We start from the raw sequence: 18,114 nt of genomic DNA, 5'->3' as shown, positions 1-18,114 counted from the left end.
CACGTGAACGGCTTCTGCGTTCCACGTGGAACACGAACCGCTCGCGACAGCGTCATGCAGGACGGCACCGCTGAGCCTCGCTGGGCCAAGGTCCAACACCACGTTGATGAGGTGAACGGCACGCGGCAGCCCGCCCACCACTTTCACGCCCAGCGCCGCGAACAACGGGTCCGGCGCATCCAGCCGCGCGGCGGAGTCGTGGTTGCCACCGATGACGACCACGTCCAGCCGGGGCAGCCGCCGCCGGGCCTTGGCGACGAACTGGTACCAGGCCGCCTGCGCCTCCGCGCTGGGGTTGGAGGTGTCGAAGATGTCGCCGGCCACCAGCAGCGCGTCCACCGCCTGGGCCTCCAGCGTGTCCAGCAGCCACTCCAGGAACGCGCCGTGCTCCGCCTCCCGCGAGACGTCGTACAGCGTGTGTCCCAGGTGCCAGTCCGACGTGTGCAGCAAGCGCATCCCGCGTTCACCCTCCCTCACCCCACGGCACTCAGGCCGCCCGGCAGCCTCCTCCGGGGAAGCCGCCTGCTCCAAGCGCCGGGCGCCTGCTCCCTTACACGCTCCCTCTGACATGCGGGCAAGCCCCTGGAATTTCGCGCCTTTGCGACCCCACCCGGCCCCACGCGTCCTGGGGGCGCGGTGAACCCGACAGGGAGACTGGCCGAGCCCGTCCTCTCGGGGGGATGCTTTCCCGCATGGAATCCACGCTCGTCCCATGGCTCGCGCTCCTGGGCATGGTGCTCTTCGTCGTGCTCGTGCTCGCCCTCGCCGCCAGGGACAAGCGTCGGCAGCGCAAGGCGTGGCTCGTCTTCGCGACGCGGAGAGGCTGGAGCTTCACCCAGTCCAAGGACTTCATGGAAGTGCAGGGGCTCCACCAGGACCGGCAGCTCTCCCTGCTCACCGAGGTCCGCGGCCAGAACCAGGGCTCGTACCACGTGATGGTGCTGCGCCTGGACGTGAGCGACGTGGTGCCCCAGGAGCTGCACCTGGAAACCGAGGGGCTGGGCGACAAGTTCCTGAAGCTGTTCAGCGTGCGCGACGAGGAACTGGGTGACGTGGCGCTGGATTCGGCGCTCAACCTGAAGGGCCTGTCGCCGGAATCGCACGCCCTGCTCACCACGCCCCAGGTGGGCGAGCAGTTGCTGCGCGCCCACCGTCACTACCAGCGCTTCTCCATCGTCGCGGGACTGCTGGAGGCGGAGCACCGGGGCGTCCCCGCATCCACCTCGGCGCTGGAGACCCACATCGCTCCGGCGCTCGCCCTGGCCGACACCCTGATTCAGGCCGCCAGGCGAGCACCGGTGCTCAAGGCACGCAGCCGTCAGGCCTGACGGCGACGTCGGCGCGACATCGCCAGCGCGGCCAGGGCCACCCACGCGAGCGAGCCCACCGGGGCGGCGCCACAGCCGCAGCCGTCATCCTCCCCCGGCGACTGAGGGCTGGGGCCAGCGTCGGGCTGTGAACCCGCATCGGGCTGCGAACCCGCGTCAGGTGACACGCCAGCGTCCGGCTCCGAGCCGGCATCCGGAGGCCCCTGCGGCACCAGCGTGCAGTCACCGTCACCGGCGCACACCTTCACCTCGACCTCGTGCCGCTTCCCCGAGGTGTCCACCACCGCGAACTTCACCAGGTGGCCACCGGGCGCCAGGTCCGTCGTGTCCCAGCGGTTGTGCTCGCCGCCGAAGTGGAAGTGATTGTCCGTGCGCTCGTCGGCGTAGCGCCGCACTCCGTCGACGAAGAACTCCGCGCGCGTGCAGCCGTAGTCGTCGATGCAGTCGCCGTAGAACTCCGAGAACGCACCGGACACGCGCTCCTCCGCCGTGGGACGCGTGAGGACCGCGCGGGGCGCCTCGTCCTCCTTCACGGTGATGGAGAAGGTCTGCGTCGCATCTGGGGACACGGTGTTGGCCACCCGCACCTCGACGGGCACCGTCATGGCCGTGGTGGGCGTCCAGGAGATGAGGCCCGTGGCCGCGTCGATGGACATCCCCGGCGGCGAGGTGGTGAGCGTGTACGTGGGCACCGGCCTCGCGCGCGCCTCCACATCGTAGCGATACGGGTTGCCCACCACCGCGGTGAGGGGAGCCGTGGAGGTGATGACGGGCGCCAGCGGCTCGTCATCCACCTCGGTCACCGTCACGGCGCGCGAATCCAGGCCCGTCGCCGACACGGTGAAGGTGGCGACGCCATCCGCGTTGTCGGCGTCCGAGGCGGCGCTCAGCGTGACAGTCTGCGGCGTGCTCCAGTTGGTCGTCGTGAAGGTGAGCGCGGCCCCGGACTGCACGGTGAGGTCCGTGTCGCCCGCGGTGCGCGCCACCGTGACGCTCACGTTGCTCGCGGGCGCGCGGTTCATCGACACGTCGAACGTCGCCGTCCCGCCCTCGTTGATGCTCACGTTGCTGGACGAGAGCACGAACTGCGCGGAGTTGTCCTCGATGGTGGTCGCGAGCACGGACTCGGAGGTCAGCCCGCTGGACGCCACGGTGAAGGTGGCCGTGTCCACGACCGCGTCCGCGTCCTCCAGCGCCTCAATCGTCACGACGCGCGGAACGCTCCAGTTCCCCGGCGTGAAGGTGAAGGTGGAGACACCTGACAGGCGCAGGTCGGTGCTGCCGCCCGCCGCCCTGAAGGCATCCACCACGACAGGGGCCGTGGGAGCCTCCGCCAGCCGCACGGTGAAGGTGGCCCGGCCGCCCTCCACGACGCGCGGGTAGAGTCCGGTCACCACCAGGCGCTGTCCGGGAGCGTTGGGCACGATGCGGCGCAGACGCCCGTTGGTGACGCCGATGGTGTACAGCGCGCCGTCGGGTCCCACCGTCGCGTCGACATACGAGCTGAACTCCGTCCCCCACAGGTCCACCGTCGCCACGGTGTTGTCCTGCGCCAGCGTGGCGCGCGCGAACTTGCCGGAGACATAGTCACCGAAGAAGTAGTTGCCGCGGTACTCGGCCGGGAAGAGCGTGGAGTCGTAGAAGACGCCGCCGTTCAGGCAGGCCCCCAGGGCCTGGGTCTTCGCGGTGCCACCGCCGCTGCCGACATCGGGCAAGCCCGTCTGCGTCAGCGTGAAGGTCGTCGCGCTGGGGACGCTGGCGACGTAGAAGTCCCCGTTGAACGAGGCATCCGACACGCCCTCGATGGTGAGCTTCTCGCCCTTGCGGAAGCCGTGGTTGCCGGTGGTGGTGAAGGTGGCGATACCGCCCGCGCGCGCGGCGCCCGTCGCGGTGAGGGTGCGCGTGTCGATGTTGTTGGTGCGGTACTTGATGACGGGGGTGATGTAGTCGTTGCCGGCCGGCTGGTTGTTCTCATAGTCGTTGTAGCCCGCGTGGTTGCGCCGGTTCACCACGAAGGTCTGCTCGTAGCCGTCGCCCACCACGTTGACCCAGAGCAGGCCGGTGCTCGGCTGGAAGGTCAGCGTGAACGGATTGCGGACGCCTCGGGCCCAGATGTACTCGTTGTTCGGCCCCACGCCGTCGTTGAACGGGTTGTCGTTGGCGGGCGTGCCGTCGCGGTTGGCCCGGCTCACCTTCGCCGCCATCGACGTCAGGTCCGCATCCACACCCGTGCCGTTGCCCAGGTCGCCCACGGCGAAGTACAGCTTGCCGTCCGGCCCGAAGCCGATGCCACCGCCGTCGTGATTCTCTCCGCGAGTGGGCAGCCGCGAGACAATCACCGTGCGCGCCGTGCCCGTGCCGTTGGAGTCCGTGTAGCGGACAATCTGCTGCTCCGACGCGGAGATGGTGACGAAGATGTAGACGTAGCGGTTGACCGTGAAGTTCGGGTCGAACGCGATGCCGATGACGCCGCACTCGCTGTTGGTGTGGACGACCGGCTCCGTCGCGAACAGGCTCGTCACCAGCGCGGTGCCGCCTGGCGTCGTCGTCTGCGGCAGGCCGTTCTCCGTCGAGACCACCCGGATGGCCCCCGACTTGATGGTGATGAACAGGCGCCCCGAGCCATCAGGGGCCCACGCCATGCCCGTGGCCTGATTCAGGGTGCTCGACTGGAAGACGGTCTCGGTGAAGCCGGTGGGTACGGCGGCCCAGACTGGCGCTGCGAGCAATAGAAGCAGAATCAAGAGTTGGCGCATGGCCCGGAAGATACAGCACGGGGCCCGTGCGCCCCGTCCGTCAACTGAACCGAATGCGTCGTGCGAGTTCGCACGCTCACCGATTTCTTTCAGCGAGGCTGTGGCCTTCACTCCCAGGTGGCGCCACGACACGGAGCTTTCCGCCGAGACACCTACCAGTCCGCGCGGGTGACTCGATACATGACGGCGGAGCTGAGGGGACAATCGAAGAGCCGCTCGAAGGCATGACTCCGTGCGCGCAGCAGATGCTCCGCCGGACTCTCTCGACGCACGCTCACCCAGCGCGGCCGGAGGGCGCGGAGCTTGTCGAGGTACACGCCGTCATTGCCCTCGTGGTTGACGTACTCGACGCGATTGCGCAGGTCGTCCGTCCAGTACTCGCCAAGGAAGGACGTCGCGCTGTCGTACGCCACCACGTCACCGGGGCGCAGCTCCTGCTCGCGCTGACGCATCGCCTCCAGTGGCCACAGCCAGCCAATCTGCAACCGGAGGCGGTCCTCGTCTCGCACGTCCGGGGTGGCGCGCGGCCCCAGCGTGGGCAACACCCGATAACCCACGGAGGCCTTCGCGAAGGACGCCACGCAGAGAAAGGCCGCGAGGGCGGACAGCGGCGCCTGGAGATAGCGCGTGCCCACCTGTCGGTGCAGCACGGCGAACGCGACCAGCCCCGCGGCGGGGAGCCCCAGCGTGAAGCGGCCCCACCACGCCGCGGGCACCAGCACCGCCAGGCCCGCGAGCAGCGGCAGCGACAACCGGAACCAGCGCTCACGACTGAAGAGGGCCGACGCGCTCACCCACAACAGCACGGGCAGGAGCAGGTACGGAAAGAGCCACCCAAAGGCGCGCTCGCGCACGTCGGGCCAGTACATCCCCTCGCGCGCGCTCCAGTTGTCCACCATGCGCGCGAAGGCCCCGGGCGCACCGAAGAACGCCGGCGGTCCGGCGATTTCCTCCGCGCCGATGGGGCCCGCCAGCTCACGCCCCAGCACCCGCATGCGCGCGGGCCAGAACGGGTTGCCGGTGCGCGCCGCGTTCTCCACGTACGTGGGTGCGCCCAGCCAGAGCAGCAGCAGGACCGCGAGCCCCGCCTGTCCCAGCGTCCGCCACCGCGCGCCCTTCGCGCGTCGCAGGACAAGCACTCCTCGCACCAGCAGCAACGGCGACAGGAGCGCGAGGTGGAAGAGGCCCGTCACCTTGGTGCCCGCATACAGGCCCAGCGCCAGCAGCGTCAGCGTGCGCGCGACGGGGCTCCAGTCCCGCTCGGTGAGGAAGTAGAAGGCGGTGATGAACAGCGCGCCGGCCACCACGTCGGCGTGCGAGGTGTGCAGTTGGAGGAACACCGCCGGCAGGGTGAGCCACATCGCGCCCAGCGAGGCGGCCAGCGCGGGGCTCGCGCTCGCCCGGCGACAGAGCGCGGCCACCGCGAGCGCTCCGAGCAGGCCGAAGGGAATCTGCGACAGGTCATCCAGCCGCGTGTGCCGGGGCAGCAGCACGTTCCAGACGGAGAGCAGCTCGGTGAGCTCGGGGTAGCCGTTGACGTACCAGACGGAGGTGTCCACCCAGGTGATGCTGCCCGTCTGCACCGCGTAGTTCGTCTTGGGGACGTGGTACCAGACGACGTCCCAGGCCCAGTTCGGGTAGTACCAGGCGACGACGCAGGAGAGCACGAGCGCGCACGCCGCTGGCAGCAGCGCCCAGGCGGCCAGCTCCTGGCGCCGATGGATGTCGCGCAAGAGGCGCACCGGAGCGCCCAGGTCCGCGCGCAGTCGGGCGAGCAGCTCCGCGCCGCCGACGCGGAGCACGGCCACCGCGAGCATGGCCCCGTGGAGCACGAGCCCCGCGACGGCGAGCTGCACTCGGCCCAACTGCCCCGAGAGGCCCAGCCCCTGGACACAGGTGAGGATGCTCGCGGCGCCGAACAGGAGCGCGGCCATCCAGCGCTCCAGCGTGGACCGCTCACGCAGGAGCGCGGCGGACAGCGCCCACGCACCGGCCACCGCCAGCAAGGTCTCCAAGGTCCAGAGTAGCCAGCCCATGCGCGTGACTCAGCCGCCGACGGCGAGGGTGCGCTCGTACAACGCACGCACCCGCTCCGCCAGCTCCACCGCGTCCTCGCCGAGTGACTCCGGCGGCAGGGCCGGCAGGACTCGCACGCGCATGGACGCCCGCGCGTTCATCCAGGGCCCGTCTCCGTCGAGCAGTTGCGTCGTGCCCTCCACGACGATGGGCACCACCGGAACGTGCTCCTCCAACGCGAGCTGGAAGGCGCCGCGCTTGAAGGGCAGCCGCTGTCCGCCCGTCGCATAGGTGCCCTCCGGAAAGATGAGGACGGGCATGCCCCGACGCAGCCACTTGCGACACGGGTCCAGCAACTGGTGCATGGCGCTGGACGAACCCCGGACGATGGGCACGTAGGCCAGGAGCGTCATCATCCAACCCACCAGCGGCAGGTTGAACAGCGAGGCCTTCGCGACGAACTTGTACGGGTGGTTCAGCCCCATGACGGCGAGGATGTCCATGGCGGACTGGTGGTTGACCACGATGACACACGGGCCCTGGGGCAGGTGCTCACGGCCCTCGAAGCGCGTGCGCCAGCCTGGGGACAGGTGCAGCCACAGCCAGTGGCACCAGCCACATACCAGCCAGTGCAACATCCGGCGGTCCCGGTCGACGGGGAACGTGACGAGCAGCAGCAGCGCCCCCAGCGTGAAGAGCACGGGCGCCGTGAGCAGGAAGACGAGCCAGAACCAGACGGTGACGAGGTACTTCATCGCGGTGCACGGCGCAGCGGAAGGGGACTCTCGCGACAAGCCGGGGAGAGGTCGAGACGGACGCCCGGGCATATCACCTTTTGGCCCCCGCGACGTGCTCGGGACGCCCGCCCGCCTGGCGCTGCTATCATCCCGGCGCCCTGCCCCAAGTCCGGAGTACATGAGCCTCCCCACGCCCAGCAACCCACCGCTCCCTCGCTTCAAGACCGACTGGGAGCTGGCGTTGACCGCCGGCCTTGTCCTGGCCGCGGTGGCGGCGGGGGCGTACCACTGCGGCTACCTCGCCACGCCCGTCGTGGACGACGCCGCCATCTCCATCGCCTACGGCCACAGCTTCTTCGAGGGGGCGGGGCTGCGTGTCACGCCTCACTCGCAGCCCGTGGAGGGCTTCTCGAATCCCCTGTGGACGCTGCTGCTGGGGCTGAGCCAGCCCCTGGGCCTGGCGCCCGACACGTACGCGCACTCGCTGGGCATCATCCTGGGTCTGCTGGCGCTGCCCCTCTTCGCGCTCTGGGGGCCTGTCTCGGCGCGCCGCCGTCCGCGACTGGAGGACGTCGCGGCGCCCTGGGTGGCCGCGACCAGCCCCATCTACATGACGTGGATTTCCAGCGGCATGGAGACCGGACTCCAGGCCCTCCTCCTGGCCACGGCCGGCGTCCTGCTCCTGCGCGAGCTGCGCACGGGCCGGGGCGCGAGCGCGGGCCTGGCGCTGGCGCTGCTGTGCCTCACCCGCCCCGAGGGACTCCTCTACCTGCTGGGCGCCGGCCTCTTGTGGTTGACGCACCGGACCCTGGAGCGGCGCTGGACCGGACGACAGGCGTTGGGCATCGCCTGCTGGCTGCTGGTGCTGGTGGGCGGATGGTACGCGGTGAGGTGGGCCTACTTCGCGGACCTGTTCCCCAACACCTACTACGCCAAGCGCTTCTGGAAGCTCGACGGAAGCAAATACCTGAAGGACTACCTCCACCTCTCCCTCCCGCTGGTTCAGCTCGCCCTGGCAGGCGCCGCGCTGGGGTTGATGGGAGGCGTGGCCTCCGCGAGGAGCGCGGCGCTCGGCGCCCTCTTCCTGGCTGCGGGTGGGTTCTTCGCATGGCGCTCGGGTGACTGGATGCGCGAGTGGCGCTTCATCGCGCCGCTGGTGCCCCTGCTGGGCGTGTGCATGGCGTCAGGTCTGTCGGGCGTGCGTGCGCGCGCGGCGGCGCTGACCACGCGCGGTGAGCGCTGGCGCTGGCCCGCGCGCATCGGCGTGGGCGCCGTGGGAGTGGCGGCCCTCTGGCTGGGTCTTCCCGCCCTGAGAGAAGCGACGCTGCGCGCGCCTCGCATCAAGGCATCCCCGGAGCTGCCCTTCCAATACGTCGCCAGTCACTACGTGGGCGTGAAGCGGCTCGCCGCCGAGCTGGGTCAACTCCGGCCGCTGGTGGCGGCACCGGACCTGGGCGGGCAGGCCATGGTGCTCCGCGAGGCGGAGCTCGTCGACGTGGCGGGACTCGGCGACTATGCCATCGCGCATCACTCGGGCAATCCCCAGGCCCTCTCGGACTACCTCCTGTCGGAAGGGCCCCCCTTCCTTCTCGACTCACACGGCCCGAGCCACTACCTGGCGAGACTGCCCGGACTGATGCCGAACTTCCGGCATATCGGCGGGACGGAGTGGCAGCTCATCGGCCTGTCGGCCACGGAGGACCCTCGCTGTCCGGGAGGAAAAAGCGCGGCGCTGGCGCCGGACCGAGAAGCACTGACACGCCTTCTCGAGCAGGACATCCGGGACGGCGAAGCGGAACGGGGCCTGAAGCGCTGGCGCTGCGTGCTCACGTACAAGCCGTCGAGCGAGTTGCCTTCGCCCGTGGAGCGCGAGCGACTCGCGGACCTGGCCACGGAGCGTGGAGAAGCCCTGGAGGCGGACGAGCAGCGCATGCCCGCGCTTCGGCTCTATTCGCTGGCCACCTTGCTGGACGAGGGCAATGCCCACCGACGCCGGAGAACGGAGTTGCTGCGCGCCCAGGTGTTTCCACCGCCCCCGGGCATCTGAACCCGGGTCGCTTCACCCGGGGTTCCAGAAGGCAGACGCCGTGGATGAGAGGGATTCGGGGGCACGTACTCGCCGTGTCTCGGCCCATGCGATGTATTGCCCCCGGCAGGGCAAGCTGATACCGGGCGCGCCCTATGACGAAGACCCCCTGGCGCGCACTCGCGCCATTGCTGCTGTGCTGCCTGTTCACCACCGCCGCCTGCACCACCGAGGGCCCCACCGGAACCCAGGGTCCGCAAGGTCCCCAGGGCCCCCGAGGTCCCGAGGGCGGTCCGCCGGGTCCTCAGGGAGAGCAGGGGCTCCAGGGCGCCCAGGGGCCCAAGGGCGACACCGGTGAGCGCGGGCCGCAGGGCGTTCAGGGCGCGCAAGGCGTTCGCGGCGAGACAGGCTCCACGGGGGCACAGGGTCCGCAGGGAATGGAAGGGCCTCGCGGCGTGGTGGGTCCCCAGGGAGTCCAGGGCCCCAAGGGCGACACAGGGGCGCAGGGACCGATGGGGCCCATGGGCCAGGCGCCCCAGCTCTGCACGCCGGGCGAGTCCTTCTGCGAAGGGACCTCGCTGTGGTCCTGCACGCGCACCGGCACGGATGCGGTGCTGGGCATGAAGTGCGAGGGAGATGGCACGGCCACCAATCCCATGGGCTGCTTCACGACCGGCTGCAACGGGAACGCCGCCGCATGCTGTCGCACGGTGAAGCCCACCTGCCACTGGAACCTGACCAGCCCCAGCTCCACGGGCGTGTTCTACGAAGCCAGCACCTACTCCACGACGCCCACCACCGGTGAGTGGTTCTGCTCGCCGCCGACGTACTGCGCCACGGACGACGGCTTCGACGTGAGCCTCACCCACTTCACCTCCCGGGCTCCGACGTGCGGAGTCGCCTTCACCGGGGTGAGCTTCCGCATCAAGCGTCCCCTGCCGGCGCCGGGAACCGTCTACACGCTGCCGGACTCCCGGGTGACCAGCATAAGACTCAACAGCCAGCTGCCCACCTCCGCGTGCGGCTCCTGGACGGGGCGCCTCACCTGGAACTCCGAGGTCCCCACCTGGAGCGTGAGCCTCGACCTCACGTGCTCGGAGACGGGCAAGAGCCACATCCGGCTCGTGGGCACCTTCGGCGGCGACCGCTGAGTCCGCGCCAGGGTCGCCACGCACGGTCCTCCCTCGACTGAGCGTGGCGACTCCGGAGGCCCGCCGTTAGAGCAGGCCCCGCGAGGCGCTCTTTCGGACGCTCCAGACGTCACGCGCACATCACTGCGCGCACTCTGGCTTGCCGCGAGGCAACGAGAGCGGCGTAAGGTGGCCCCGCACGAAGGCACTCGGAGGAGGCAGCGGAATGGACGCGCAGGGCCTGCACATCGAGACGCATCCCCGAGAGGGAGACCCGCTGCTGCGCGCCACGCGCCCGGACCCATGCACGGTGGTGCTCTTCGGCGCGACGGGAGACCTGGCGCAGCGCAAGCTGTTCCCCGCCCTCTTCGAGCTGGCGCGCGCCAACCTCCTGCCGGACCACTTCTCCGTCGTCGCCTTCAGTCGCTCGCAGCTCGACGACGAAGCCTTCCGCGACCACGTGAAGGAAGGGCTGCGGAAGTTCGCGCGCACGCAGCCGCTCGACGAGGCGACGTGGCAGAAGTTCGCCCCGCGCCTGGAGGGCATCTCCGGCGGCTATGACGACGCGGAGTCCTTCAAGCGCCTGCGCGAGCGGCTGGAGCAGGTCGCCAAGCGCCAGGGTACCGAGGGCAACCAGCTCTACTATCTGGCCACGCCCGCCTCCACCTTCCCCCAGATTCTGCACAGCCTGGCCGGCGCCGGGCTGCTCAAGCGCGAGGAGCATCCGCAGGCGAAGCCCTGGCGGCGGCTCGTCATCGAGAAGCCCTTCGGTCACGACCTGGAGAGCGCCCGCGAGCTGAACCGCGAGCTGGCGGCGGTGCTGGACGAGAAGCAGATCTTCCGCATCGACCACTACCTGGGCAAGGAGACCGTCCAGAACATCCTGGTCTTCCGCTTCGCCAACGCCATCTTCGAGCCGCTGTGGAACCGCAACCACATCGACCATGTGGAAATCACGGCGGCGGAGGCGATTGGCGTGGAGGGCCGCGGCGGCTTCTACGACGAGACGGGCGTCATCCGGGACATGGTGCAGAACCACCTGCTCCAGGTGCTCGCGCTGTGCGCCATGGAGCCGCCGGTGTCCTTCGGCGCGGAGGACATCCGCGACGAGAAGAACAAGGTGTTCCGCGCGCTGCGCCCCGTGGAGGGCAAGGAGGTGGCGCGCGCCGTGGTGGCCGGTCAGTACGAGGGCTACCTCAAGGAGAAGGGCGTCAAGCCCGACTCGCGCACGCCCACGTACGTGGCCATGAAGCTCAGCGTGGACTCGTGGCGCTGGGAGGGCGTGCCCTTCTACCTGCGCGCGGGCAAGGGCCTGAAGAAGCGGATGACGGAGGTGTCCATCCACTTCAAGTCGGTGCCCATCGGCCTGTTCTCCGGCGAGGGCGCCACCTGCCAGCGGCTGCAGCCCAACGTGCTCACGCTGCGGATTCAGCCCCAGGAGGGCATCGCCCTCTCCTTCGAGTCCAAGGTGCCCGGCGAGGACGTCAACATCGCGGGCGTCACCATGGACTTCAACTACGAGGAGAGCTTCCAGAAGCCCGTGCCGGAGGCGTACGAGCGGCTGCTCCTGGACTGCATGCGCGGCAACGCCACCCTCTTCGCGCGGCAGGACAGCGTGGAGCAGGCGTGGGCCTACGTGACGCCCATCCTCCAGGCCCTGGAGTCCGGAGAGGGAGGCACGGTGCACTCCTACGCGGTCGGCAGCACCGGTCCCCAGGCCGCCTCCGCGCTGCTGGCCCGCGACGGGCGGCGGTGGACGCAGCTATGAGCGCGCTGCCTCCACGCATCGTCCCGCCGGAGAACCTGGCGCGCGCGGCCGCCGAGTGGATGGCGCGGTCGCTCCAGACGTCGCTCGCGATGAACCGGCGGGTGAGCCTGGCCCTGTCGGGTGGAGGCACGCCGGGCCCCGCGTACCGGGAGCTGTCCCGGCTGACGCTGCCGTGGGAGCGGGTGGACCTCTACTTCGTGGACGAGCGCTTCGTTCCGCCGGACCACCCGGACAGCAACTACCGCATGGTGGAGGAGACGCTGGTGGCTCCGCTGCGGCTGTCGCCGTCGCAGGTGTTCCGCATGGAGGGCGAGCGCGGGGACCGCGAAGTCGCCGCGCGCGAGTACGAGGCGAAGCTGCCGCCGGTGCTGAACGTGGTGTTGCTGGGGATGGGAGAGGACGGGCATACGGCCAGCCTCTTCCCTGGCCACCCGGCGCTGGAGGAGCAGAGCCGGCGCGTGCTGTCCGTGGTGGGCCCCAAGCCGCCGCCCTGGCGGATGACGCTCACGATGCCGACGCTGCTGTCAGCGAGCGCGGTGCTAATGCTGGTGGCGGGCGCGGGCAAGCGGGAGACGGTGCACCGGGCGCTCGCGGGCGACCCGGCGCTTCCGGCGGCCCGGGTGACGAATGCGCAGTGGATGTTGGACTCCGCCGCCGCGGGACGGTGAGCGGGCCTTCTCGGAGGATGCATGAGTGCGGCAGCGAGCGCCCAGGCGGGCGCGCAGTTCGGCGTGGCGGGAATGGGCGTCATGGGCGCGGCCCTGGCCCTGAACATCGCGGACCACGGCTTCCGGGTGACGGCGTGGGACCGGCATCCGGAGCGCATCGACGAGATGCACCAGAAGCACGGGCATCCGGAGCTGAAGGGCACCGCGTCGATGGAGGAGTTCGTCTCGCGGCTGGAGCGCCCCCGGCGCATCCTGCTGATGGTGACGGCGGGCGCGGCGGTGGACCAGATGCTGGAGCGGCTCTTCCCGCTTCTGTCGCCGGGCGACGTCATCATGGACGCGGGCAACTCCTGGTTCCTGGACACGCGCCGGCGCGAGGAGCTGTGCAAGTCCAAGGGACTGCACTTCCTGGGCGTGGGCGTGTCCGGCGGCGAGGAGGGCGCGCGTCACGGCCCGTCCATCATGCCCGGCGGCCCGACGGAGGCGTACGCGCTGGTGCGTCCGGTGCTGGAGGCCATCGCCGCGCGCACCGATGAGGGCCTGTGTGTCACGCACGTGGGGCCGGATGGCGCGGGCCACTTCGTGAAGATGGTGCACAACGGCATCGAATACGCGGACATGCAGCTGCTCGCGGAGACGTACGACGTGCTGCGCCGGGGCCTGGGCCTGTCGGCGGAGGGCGTGGCGGACCTCTTCGCGCAGTGGAACCAGGGCATCGCCGAGTCCTTCCTCTTGGAGACCAGCATCAAGGTGCTGCGCAAGAAGGACGCGGAGACGGGCAAGCCGCTGGTGGACCTGGTGCTGGACAAGGCCGGTCAGAAGGGCACGGGCAAGTGGACGGTGCAGGTGGCGTTGGATTTGGGCGTGCCGGTGCCCTCCATCGCCTCCGCGCTGGATGCGCGCAACCTTTCCTCGATGAAGGACCAGCGCGTGGCCGCGAGCCACAAGCTCAAGGGCCCCTCGGAGGCGCTGTCCTCCGAGGAGAAGGCGCAGCTGGCGGCGTGGGCCCATGACGCGCTGTACGCGGCGCGGGTGGTGACGTACGCGCAGGGCATGCGGCTCATCCAGGCGGCGTCAGACGAGTACAAGTGGAACATCTCCCTGGCGGAGATGGCGCGCATCTGGCGAGGCGGCTGCATCATCCGCGCGAAGCTGCTCACCCCGCTGCGGGAGGCCTTCACGCGCCAGCCGGAGCTGCCCAACCTCCTCGTCTCGGACGCCTTCGCGCCGGTGCTCGAGAAGCTGTCGCCGTCCTGGCGCAAGCTGGTGGGCGCGGCGACGAAGCTGGGCATCCCCGTGCCCGTGTTCAGCTCGTCACTGGCGTACCTGGACAGCTACCGCAGCCCGGAGCTGCCGCAGAACCTCACCCAGGCCCAGCGTGACGCCTTCGGCGCGCACACGTACCAGCGCCGGGACAAGCCCGACGCCGGCTTCGTGCACTCGGACTGGAACAGCTGACAGCGCTTCGGAGCCGGGGTGACGTCCTCACCCCGGTTTCGGCGGCGTGGCGCGCAGCTCCGCGCGGCGAATCTTGCCGCTCACCGTCTTGGGCAGCTCGGAGACGAACTCCACCTCGCGCGGGTATTTGTACGGCGCCGTCGTCCGCTTCACGTGCTCCTGGAGCTCCTTCGCCAGCTCCTGTGACGGCGTGAAGCCCGGTGCCAGCACCACGTACGCCTTCACGCGCTGGCCAATCTTCTCGTCCGGCACGCCAATCACCGCCGACTCCGCCACCGCCGCGTGCTCCAGCAGCGCGGACTCCACCTCGAACGGGCCCACTCGGTAGCCGGACGTCTTGATGACGTCGTCCGCGCGGCCCACGAACCAGAAGTAGCCCTCCGCGTCCCGCACCGCCCTGTCCCCGGTGACGTACCAGTCCCCCCGGCGGCAGGCCGCGTTGGCCGAGTCGTCCCCCACGTACTCCTGGAACAACCCCACCGGCCGCTCCGGAGCCACGCGCACCGCGATGTCGCCCTCCTGTCCGTCCTTCACTTCCTGCCCCGTGTCGTCGATGACGCCCACGGTGAAGCCCGGGGACGGCTTGCCCATGGAGCCCACGCGCGGCTCCACCGAGGGGAACATGCCCACCACCACCACCGTCTCCGTCTGCCCGTAACCCTCGCGGATGTGCAGCCCCGTGGCCGCCTTCCACGAGTCGATGACCTCCGGGTTCAGCGGCTCGCCCGCGCTCACCGTGTGGCGCAGGGACGACAAGTCGAAGGCCTTCAGGTCCTGGAGCACCAACGAGCGCCACGCGGTGGGCGGCGCGCAGAAGGTGGTGACGCGCTGGGACTCCAGCAGCTTGAGAATCCTCCCCGCGTCGAAGCGGCCCCGGAAGTCGTAGACGACGTTGCACGCGCCCTGACTCCACGGGCCAAAGAGCTTGCCCCAAGCACACTTGGCCCAGCCCGTGTCACTCAGCGTCAGGTGGCGGTCCTCCGGCGTCAAATCCAGCCAGTACCGCCCGGTAATCACGTGGCCCAGGCCGTAGCTCGCGTGCGTGTGCAACACCAGCTTCGGCATGCCGGTGGTGCCGGACGTGAAGTAGATGAGCAGCGGGTCCTCCGCCCGCGTGGGCGCGAAGGACTGGCCATGCGCGCCGGTGCCCACCGTGCCCGCCTTGTAGGAGACCCATGGCTCGGGGGCGCCGTCGCCCACCGCCACCCAGGTCTCCACGCGGCCGGTGCCCGCGAGTCCCTCGAAGCGGTCCAGACAGCTCACGTCGGCGATGACCGCGTTGGCGTCCGCCGCCACCAGTCGGTAGCGGATGTCCTTGACGGTGAGCATGGGCGTGCCGGGCATGAAGACGATGCCCACGCGGATGCAGCCCAGCACCAGGAACCACCACTCCGGCACCCGGGGCATCATGATGAAGACCCGGTCGCCCTTCTTCAGCCCCAGTCCCGCGAGGAACTGCGCGGCGTGAATCGAGCGCTGCCGCACGCCCTGCCACGTGAAGCGCTGCTCGCGGCCGGACTCGTCGGACCACAGGAGCGCCAGCGACTCCGGACGCTCGGTGGCGTGCCGGTCCACCACGTCGGTGGAGAAGTTGAAGTGCTCGGGCCGCTCCCATCGGAAATCACGGTGGGTGGCCGCGTAATCGCTCATGTTGCGGGGCGCGAACTCAGGCATGCGGGCGAGCCTGCCACGCACCCCAAGGACACCGCGCTCACACCGTGCGGCGTTCGCACGGTGGACAACAGCGCGACGCGCCCTACAAAGACGAAGGGGCCGGCCCTGATGGACCGACCCCTCGACACCTCAGCGCGGACGCCGCGTCGTCCTCAGTTCAGCTCCATGCACGGGACGATGTTGCCCAGCCCGTTGCACGTCAGCATCGCGTCCATCAGCTGCTTCTCCGCCAGCGCCGTGTGGCCGGCGGCCAGCTCGCGGCGGATGCTCTCACGCTCGGCCAGGAGGTGCAGCCACGGGTCCGGCGTGCCCTCGGCGAAGCCGCGCAGCGCGCTCAGCGCCGTGCCGTCCACCACCGCGCTCCCCGTATGCACCAGCGCCCCGAAGTAGATGTCCCGCTCCCCCGAGCGGCGCAGCGACTCCAACAGCGCCGTGGCGTCCTTCTTCGTCTCGCGCTCCCTCAGGAGCCCCGCATAACCCTGCGCCAGCGGCGCCCTCGCGGCGAAGTCCCGCGTCGCCACCTGCCGCACGTAGTCCTGCAGCACCGAGCCGCCCCCCAGCGTGTCCAGCTCCTTCGCGAGCGGAAACAGCGCCTCCACGCCCTCCTTCGAAGTCACCGTGCGGACCGCCTCGTACAGCGCCGCGCGCGCCACCACCGGCCGCTGCGCCAGCTGCTTCGCGTCCCAGGGCGCCTCCCCCGTCAGCGTCAGCCACGCGTCCGTCACCTGCCGCCGCCACCGCACCCGCTCCTCCGCCAGTTGCGTGCGCAGCTCCGCCGCCATCCGACGCGCCTCCGCGCTCCAGCCCTCCTCACCCAGCGAGGCCACGGTGTCGAACGACGCCGCCGCGCGGTCCAGCAAGTCGCGCTCCCGCAGCACCAGCGCGCGGTTCCACAGCGCCTGCGCATGGTTCGGGTTCTGGCGAAGCGCGCTCGTCAACAGCCCCAGCGCCTCCTCGTACCGCTGCCGGCTCAGCGCCACGACCGCCTGGTCGTTCGCCTTGTCCGCCGACTCCGGCTCGCGCCCGAGGAACGCCTCCGCCTGCTGCCAGTCTCCGCGCAGCGCATACGCCGCGGCGATGCCCCGGAAGTCGTGCCGCTCCTCCAGCTCCGCCAGAGGCCGAAGCGGCAACATCTCCGACGCGTGACTGGTGCCGCGCATCGGGCTGTAGGGAAGGAAGCGGTCCGCCTTCGGGTGGCTCAGCCGCGCCTCGAACGTGCGGGAGTCCGCGCTCGCCAGCCATACCGCGTCCGGAATCTGGGGCGGCTCCTGAAAGCGGAACACCCCCACCGCGGCCAGGCCCGCCGCCAGCGCCAGCGGCACCGCGGTGCGGTAGACCTTCTGGAGCCTGGCCCGCAGCGGCACCACCTTCGCGGACACCGGCTCGGCCACCTCCACGGGCTCGGCCACCGGAGCAGCGCCCCCCAGCGCCCGCGCCGCGAGCAGCTCCAGTTGCAGCAAGTCCCTCAGTCCCGATTCGCACTCAGCGCACCGCGTCAGGTGCTGCCGGAAGGCCTCACCCTCCGTGGCGGAAAGCTCTCCGTCGACGAAGAGGTGCAGTCGGTTGTTGGTGCATGGCGTCGTCATGAGCTCGTTGCCCCCCGCTCCCGGGCCACCGCTACCTGTGGCAGCAGCAAGTCCTTCAGGTCCCTGCGTGCCAGGGTGAGCCAACTGCCCACCGTGCCCACGGGAACGTTGAAATGCTCGGCGATGGCGTTGTAGCGCTTGCCCTCCGCATGCAGCCGGTAGGCGTCGCGCAGGTGCGGCTTCAGCCGCTCCACCGCTTTCTGGAACTCCTCGGTGCTCACCAGCTCCCAGTTCTCCTGGGCCTCCCCCTGCGCCACCCCCTCCTGCACCAGGGCAAGGTGTGGCATCCCCCGCGACTCCGTGCGCTGCCTGCGGCAGTAATCCAGGAAGCGGTTGGTCATCGTCGTACACAACCACGCCGCCGCCGCCGCGTCCGTCCGGTCCTTCAACGCCTCGAAGTCCTGCATCGCCCGCTCGAAGGCCTCCTGGACCAGGTCCTCCGCCTCCAGGCTCGAACGGGCGGACAACCGGCGCGCCAGGCCCAGAAGACTGGGCCGGTGCTGTCGGATGAACGCCTCAAAGCGCCTCCGCTCCCGGTTGAAGAGGTTTGCCATGTTGTCCTACATGCTCGCGCGGCAGGTTTCCCAGTCAAAGACGCGAAGGCGCCTGTTCCTTGAGAAAAAAGTGCAAGGGCACAGACAAGGAAATGCCCGGAGGGGGGTCATTCCCGTCCGGGCATTGGATCTCAGCGGGGGTGCGGGCCCGCCGCTGGTCGGGGAAGCGGCCTAGCGGAGCTCCGGAGCGGAGGCCAGGGCGGGGGTGGACGGCATCGGTAGGGGCTTGCGCTCGCGCTGCACCCCCACCTCGGTGGCGCAGTCCACGTAGTTGTTCTTCACGTGGGCGTCCGCGGCACTCGACTCGACGACCTTCGCACTCGGGGACTGCTTGGAACCGGGCGTCATGCCTCGCTCCTCGTGCTGGGATACAGGCAGCACGTACAAGTTGCTGGTGGATGAAACTTTGAAAC

At 70.1% G+C, this 18,114-nt stretch carries 14 protein-coding genes; 6 read left to right on the top strand and 8 right to left on the bottom strand.

Annotation, left to right across the window (positions count from 1 at the left end; translation table 11 throughout):
• A partial coding sequence (sbcD, locus tag FJV41_RS16700; protein WP_246137243.1) for an exonuclease subunit SbcD occupies positions 1–456 on the bottom strand: 456 nt, incomplete at its 3' end.
• Positions 457–692: 236 nt separating this feature from the next.
• Here sbcD and FJV41_RS16695 point away from each other — a divergent pair.
• Positions 693–1,328, top strand: a complete 636-nt coding sequence (locus FJV41_RS16695) for a hypothetical protein (protein ID WP_141643489.1) — start codon at positions 693–695, stop codon at positions 1,326–1,328.
• Here FJV41_RS16695 and FJV41_RS16690 read toward each other — a convergent pair.
• The 3 genes from FJV41_RS16690 to FJV41_RS16680 all read right to left on the bottom strand — a co-directional run bounded on the left by FJV41_RS16690 (position 1,319) and on the right by FJV41_RS16680 (position 6,855).
• The gene (locus FJV41_RS16690; protein WP_141643488.1) at positions 1,319–4,084 is read right to left on the bottom strand and encodes a PQQ-dependent sugar dehydrogenase; all 2,766 of its coding nucleotides are present in this window, start codon (positions 4,082–4,084) and stop codon (positions 1,319–1,321) included. The genes FJV41_RS16695 and FJV41_RS16690 overlap by 10 nt on opposite strands.
• 152 nt (positions 4,085–4,236) lie before the next feature.
• Entirely contained in the window at positions 4,237–6,120 is a 1,884-nt protein-coding gene (locus tag FJV41_RS16685) for a hypothetical protein (protein WP_141643487.1), read from the bottom strand.
• A gap of 9 nt (positions 6,121–6,129) precedes the next feature.
• Positions 6,130–6,855: a lysophospholipid acyltransferase family protein gene (locus FJV41_RS16680; RefSeq protein ID WP_141643486.1), complete on the bottom strand. Its 726-nt coding sequence runs from the start codon at positions 6,853–6,855 to the stop codon at positions 6,130–6,132.
• 160 nt (positions 6,856–7,015) lie between these two features.
• Here FJV41_RS16680 and FJV41_RS16675 point away from each other — a divergent pair, with 160 nt between their 5' ends.
• The 5 genes from FJV41_RS16675 to gnd all read left to right on the top strand — a co-directional run bounded on the left by FJV41_RS16675 (position 7,016) and on the right by gnd (position 13,887).
• Complete coding sequence (locus FJV41_RS16675; protein ID WP_141643485.1) at positions 7,016–8,884, top strand: hypothetical protein; 1,869 nt, start codon at positions 7,016–7,018, stop codon at positions 8,882–8,884.
• A gap of 134 nt (positions 8,885–9,018) precedes the next feature.
• Positions 9,019–10,014, top strand: coding sequence for a collagen-like domain-containing protein (locus FJV41_RS16670; RefSeq protein ID WP_141643484.1), 996 nt, complete (start codon positions 9,019–9,021; stop codon positions 10,012–10,014).
• Between the two features lie 205 nt (positions 10,015–10,219).
• A complete protein-coding gene (gene zwf / locus FJV41_RS16665) occupies positions 10,220–11,761 on the top strand; it encodes a glucose-6-phosphate dehydrogenase (RefSeq protein WP_141643483.1) in 1,542 nt (513 codons plus the stop codon).
• Positions 11,758–12,429, top strand: a complete 672-nt coding sequence (pgl, locus tag FJV41_RS16660) for a 6-phosphogluconolactonase (protein WP_141643482.1) — start codon at positions 11,758–11,760, stop codon at positions 12,427–12,429. Before zwf ends, pgl begins: the two co-directional genes overlap by 4 nt.
• Before the next feature lie 21 nt (positions 12,430–12,450).
• Positions 12,451–13,887, top strand: coding sequence for an NADP-dependent phosphogluconate dehydrogenase (gene gnd / locus FJV41_RS16655; RefSeq protein ID WP_141643481.1), 1,437 nt, complete (start codon positions 12,451–12,453; stop codon positions 13,885–13,887).
• 27 nt (positions 13,888–13,914) lie between these two features.
• On the opposite strand, the gene FJV41_RS16650 is transcribed toward gnd, so the two are convergent.
• From FJV41_RS16650 to FJV41_RS52265, 4 genes are all read right to left on the bottom strand, one after another.
• The gene (locus FJV41_RS16650; RefSeq protein WP_174477341.1) at positions 13,915–15,561 is read right to left on the bottom strand and encodes an acetate--CoA ligase; all 1,647 of its coding nucleotides are present in this window, start codon (positions 15,559–15,561) and stop codon (positions 13,915–13,917) included.
• Positions 15,562–15,713: 152 nt separating this feature from the next.
• Positions 15,714–17,147, bottom strand: a complete 1,434-nt coding sequence (locus tag FJV41_RS16645; protein ID WP_141643479.1) for a tetratricopeptide repeat protein — start codon at positions 17,145–17,147, stop codon at positions 15,714–15,716.
• Positions 17,144–17,701 (bottom strand): RNA polymerase sigma factor, encoded by a 558-nt coding sequence (locus tag FJV41_RS16640; protein ID WP_141643478.1) that lies wholly within the window; start codon positions 17,699–17,701, stop codon positions 17,144–17,146. Before FJV41_RS16640 ends, FJV41_RS16645 begins: the two co-directional genes overlap by 4 nt.
• Before the next feature lie 171 nt (positions 17,702–17,872).
• Positions 17,873–18,049: a hypothetical protein gene (locus tag FJV41_RS52265; RefSeq protein WP_174454481.1), complete on the bottom strand. Its 177-nt coding sequence runs from the start codon at positions 18,047–18,049 to the stop codon at positions 17,873–17,875.
• Positions 18,050–18,114 lie beyond the last annotated feature (65 nt).

Origin of the sequence: Myxococcus llanfairpwllgwyngyllgogerychwyrndrobwllllantysiliogogogochensis, from assembly GCF_006636215.1 — a bacterium.
Classification (GTDB): domain Bacteria; phylum Myxococcota; class Myxococcia; order Myxococcales; family Myxococcaceae; genus Myxococcus; species Myxococcus llanfairpwllgwyngyllgogerychwyrndrobwllllantysiliogogogochensis.
The sequence above is the reverse complement of the archived record's forward strand: the minus strand, read 5'-3'. Positions and strand labels throughout refer to the sequence as shown.

Excerpts from the sequence above, each read along its gene's own strand:
- FJV41_RS16640 (WP_141643478.1), bottom strand. The coding sequence starts at position 17,701 with ATGGCAAACCTCTTCAACCGGGAGCGGAGGCGCTTTGAGGCGTTCATC.
- FJV41_RS52265 (WP_174454481.1), bottom strand. The coding sequence starts at position 18,049 with ATGACGCCCGGTTCCAAGCAGTCCCCGAGTGCGAAGGTCGTCGAGTCG.
- pgl (WP_141643482.1), top strand. The coding sequence starts at position 11,758 with ATGAGCGCGCTGCCTCCACGCATCGTCCCGCCGGAGAACCTGGCGCGC.
- FJV41_RS16690 (WP_141643488.1), bottom strand. The coding sequence starts at position 4,084 with ATGCGCCAACTCTTGATTCTGCTTCTATTGCTCGCAGCGCCAGTCTGG.
- FJV41_RS16675 (WP_141643485.1), top strand. The coding sequence starts at position 7,016 with ATGAGCCTCCCCACGCCCAGCAACCCACCGCTCCCTCGCTTCAAGACC.
- FJV41_RS16695 (WP_141643489.1), top strand. The coding sequence starts at position 693 with ATGGAATCCACGCTCGTCCCATGGCTCGCGCTCCTGGGCATGGTGCTC.
- gnd (WP_141643481.1), top strand. The coding sequence starts at position 12,451 with ATGAGTGCGGCAGCGAGCGCCCAGGCGGGCGCGCAGTTCGGCGTGGCG.
- FJV41_RS16650 (WP_174477341.1), bottom strand. The coding sequence starts at position 15,561 with ATGCCTGAGTTCGCGCCCCGCAACATGAGCGATTACGCGGCCACCCAC.
- FJV41_RS16680 (WP_141643486.1), bottom strand. The coding sequence starts at position 6,855 with ATGAAGTACCTCGTCACCGTCTGGTTCTGGCTCGTCTTCCTGCTCACG.
- FJV41_RS16670 (WP_141643484.1), top strand. The coding sequence starts at position 9,019 with ATGACGAAGACCCCCTGGCGCGCACTCGCGCCATTGCTGCTGTGCTGC.
- zwf (WP_141643483.1), top strand. The coding sequence starts at position 10,220 with ATGGACGCGCAGGGCCTGCACATCGAGACGCATCCCCGAGAGGGAGAC.
- FJV41_RS16685 (WP_141643487.1), bottom strand. The coding sequence starts at position 6,120 with ATGGGCTGGCTACTCTGGACCTTGGAGACCTTGCTGGCGGTGGCCGGT.
- FJV41_RS16645 (WP_141643479.1), bottom strand. The coding sequence starts at position 17,147 with ATGACGACGCCATGCACCAACAACCGACTGCACCTCTTCGTCGACGGA.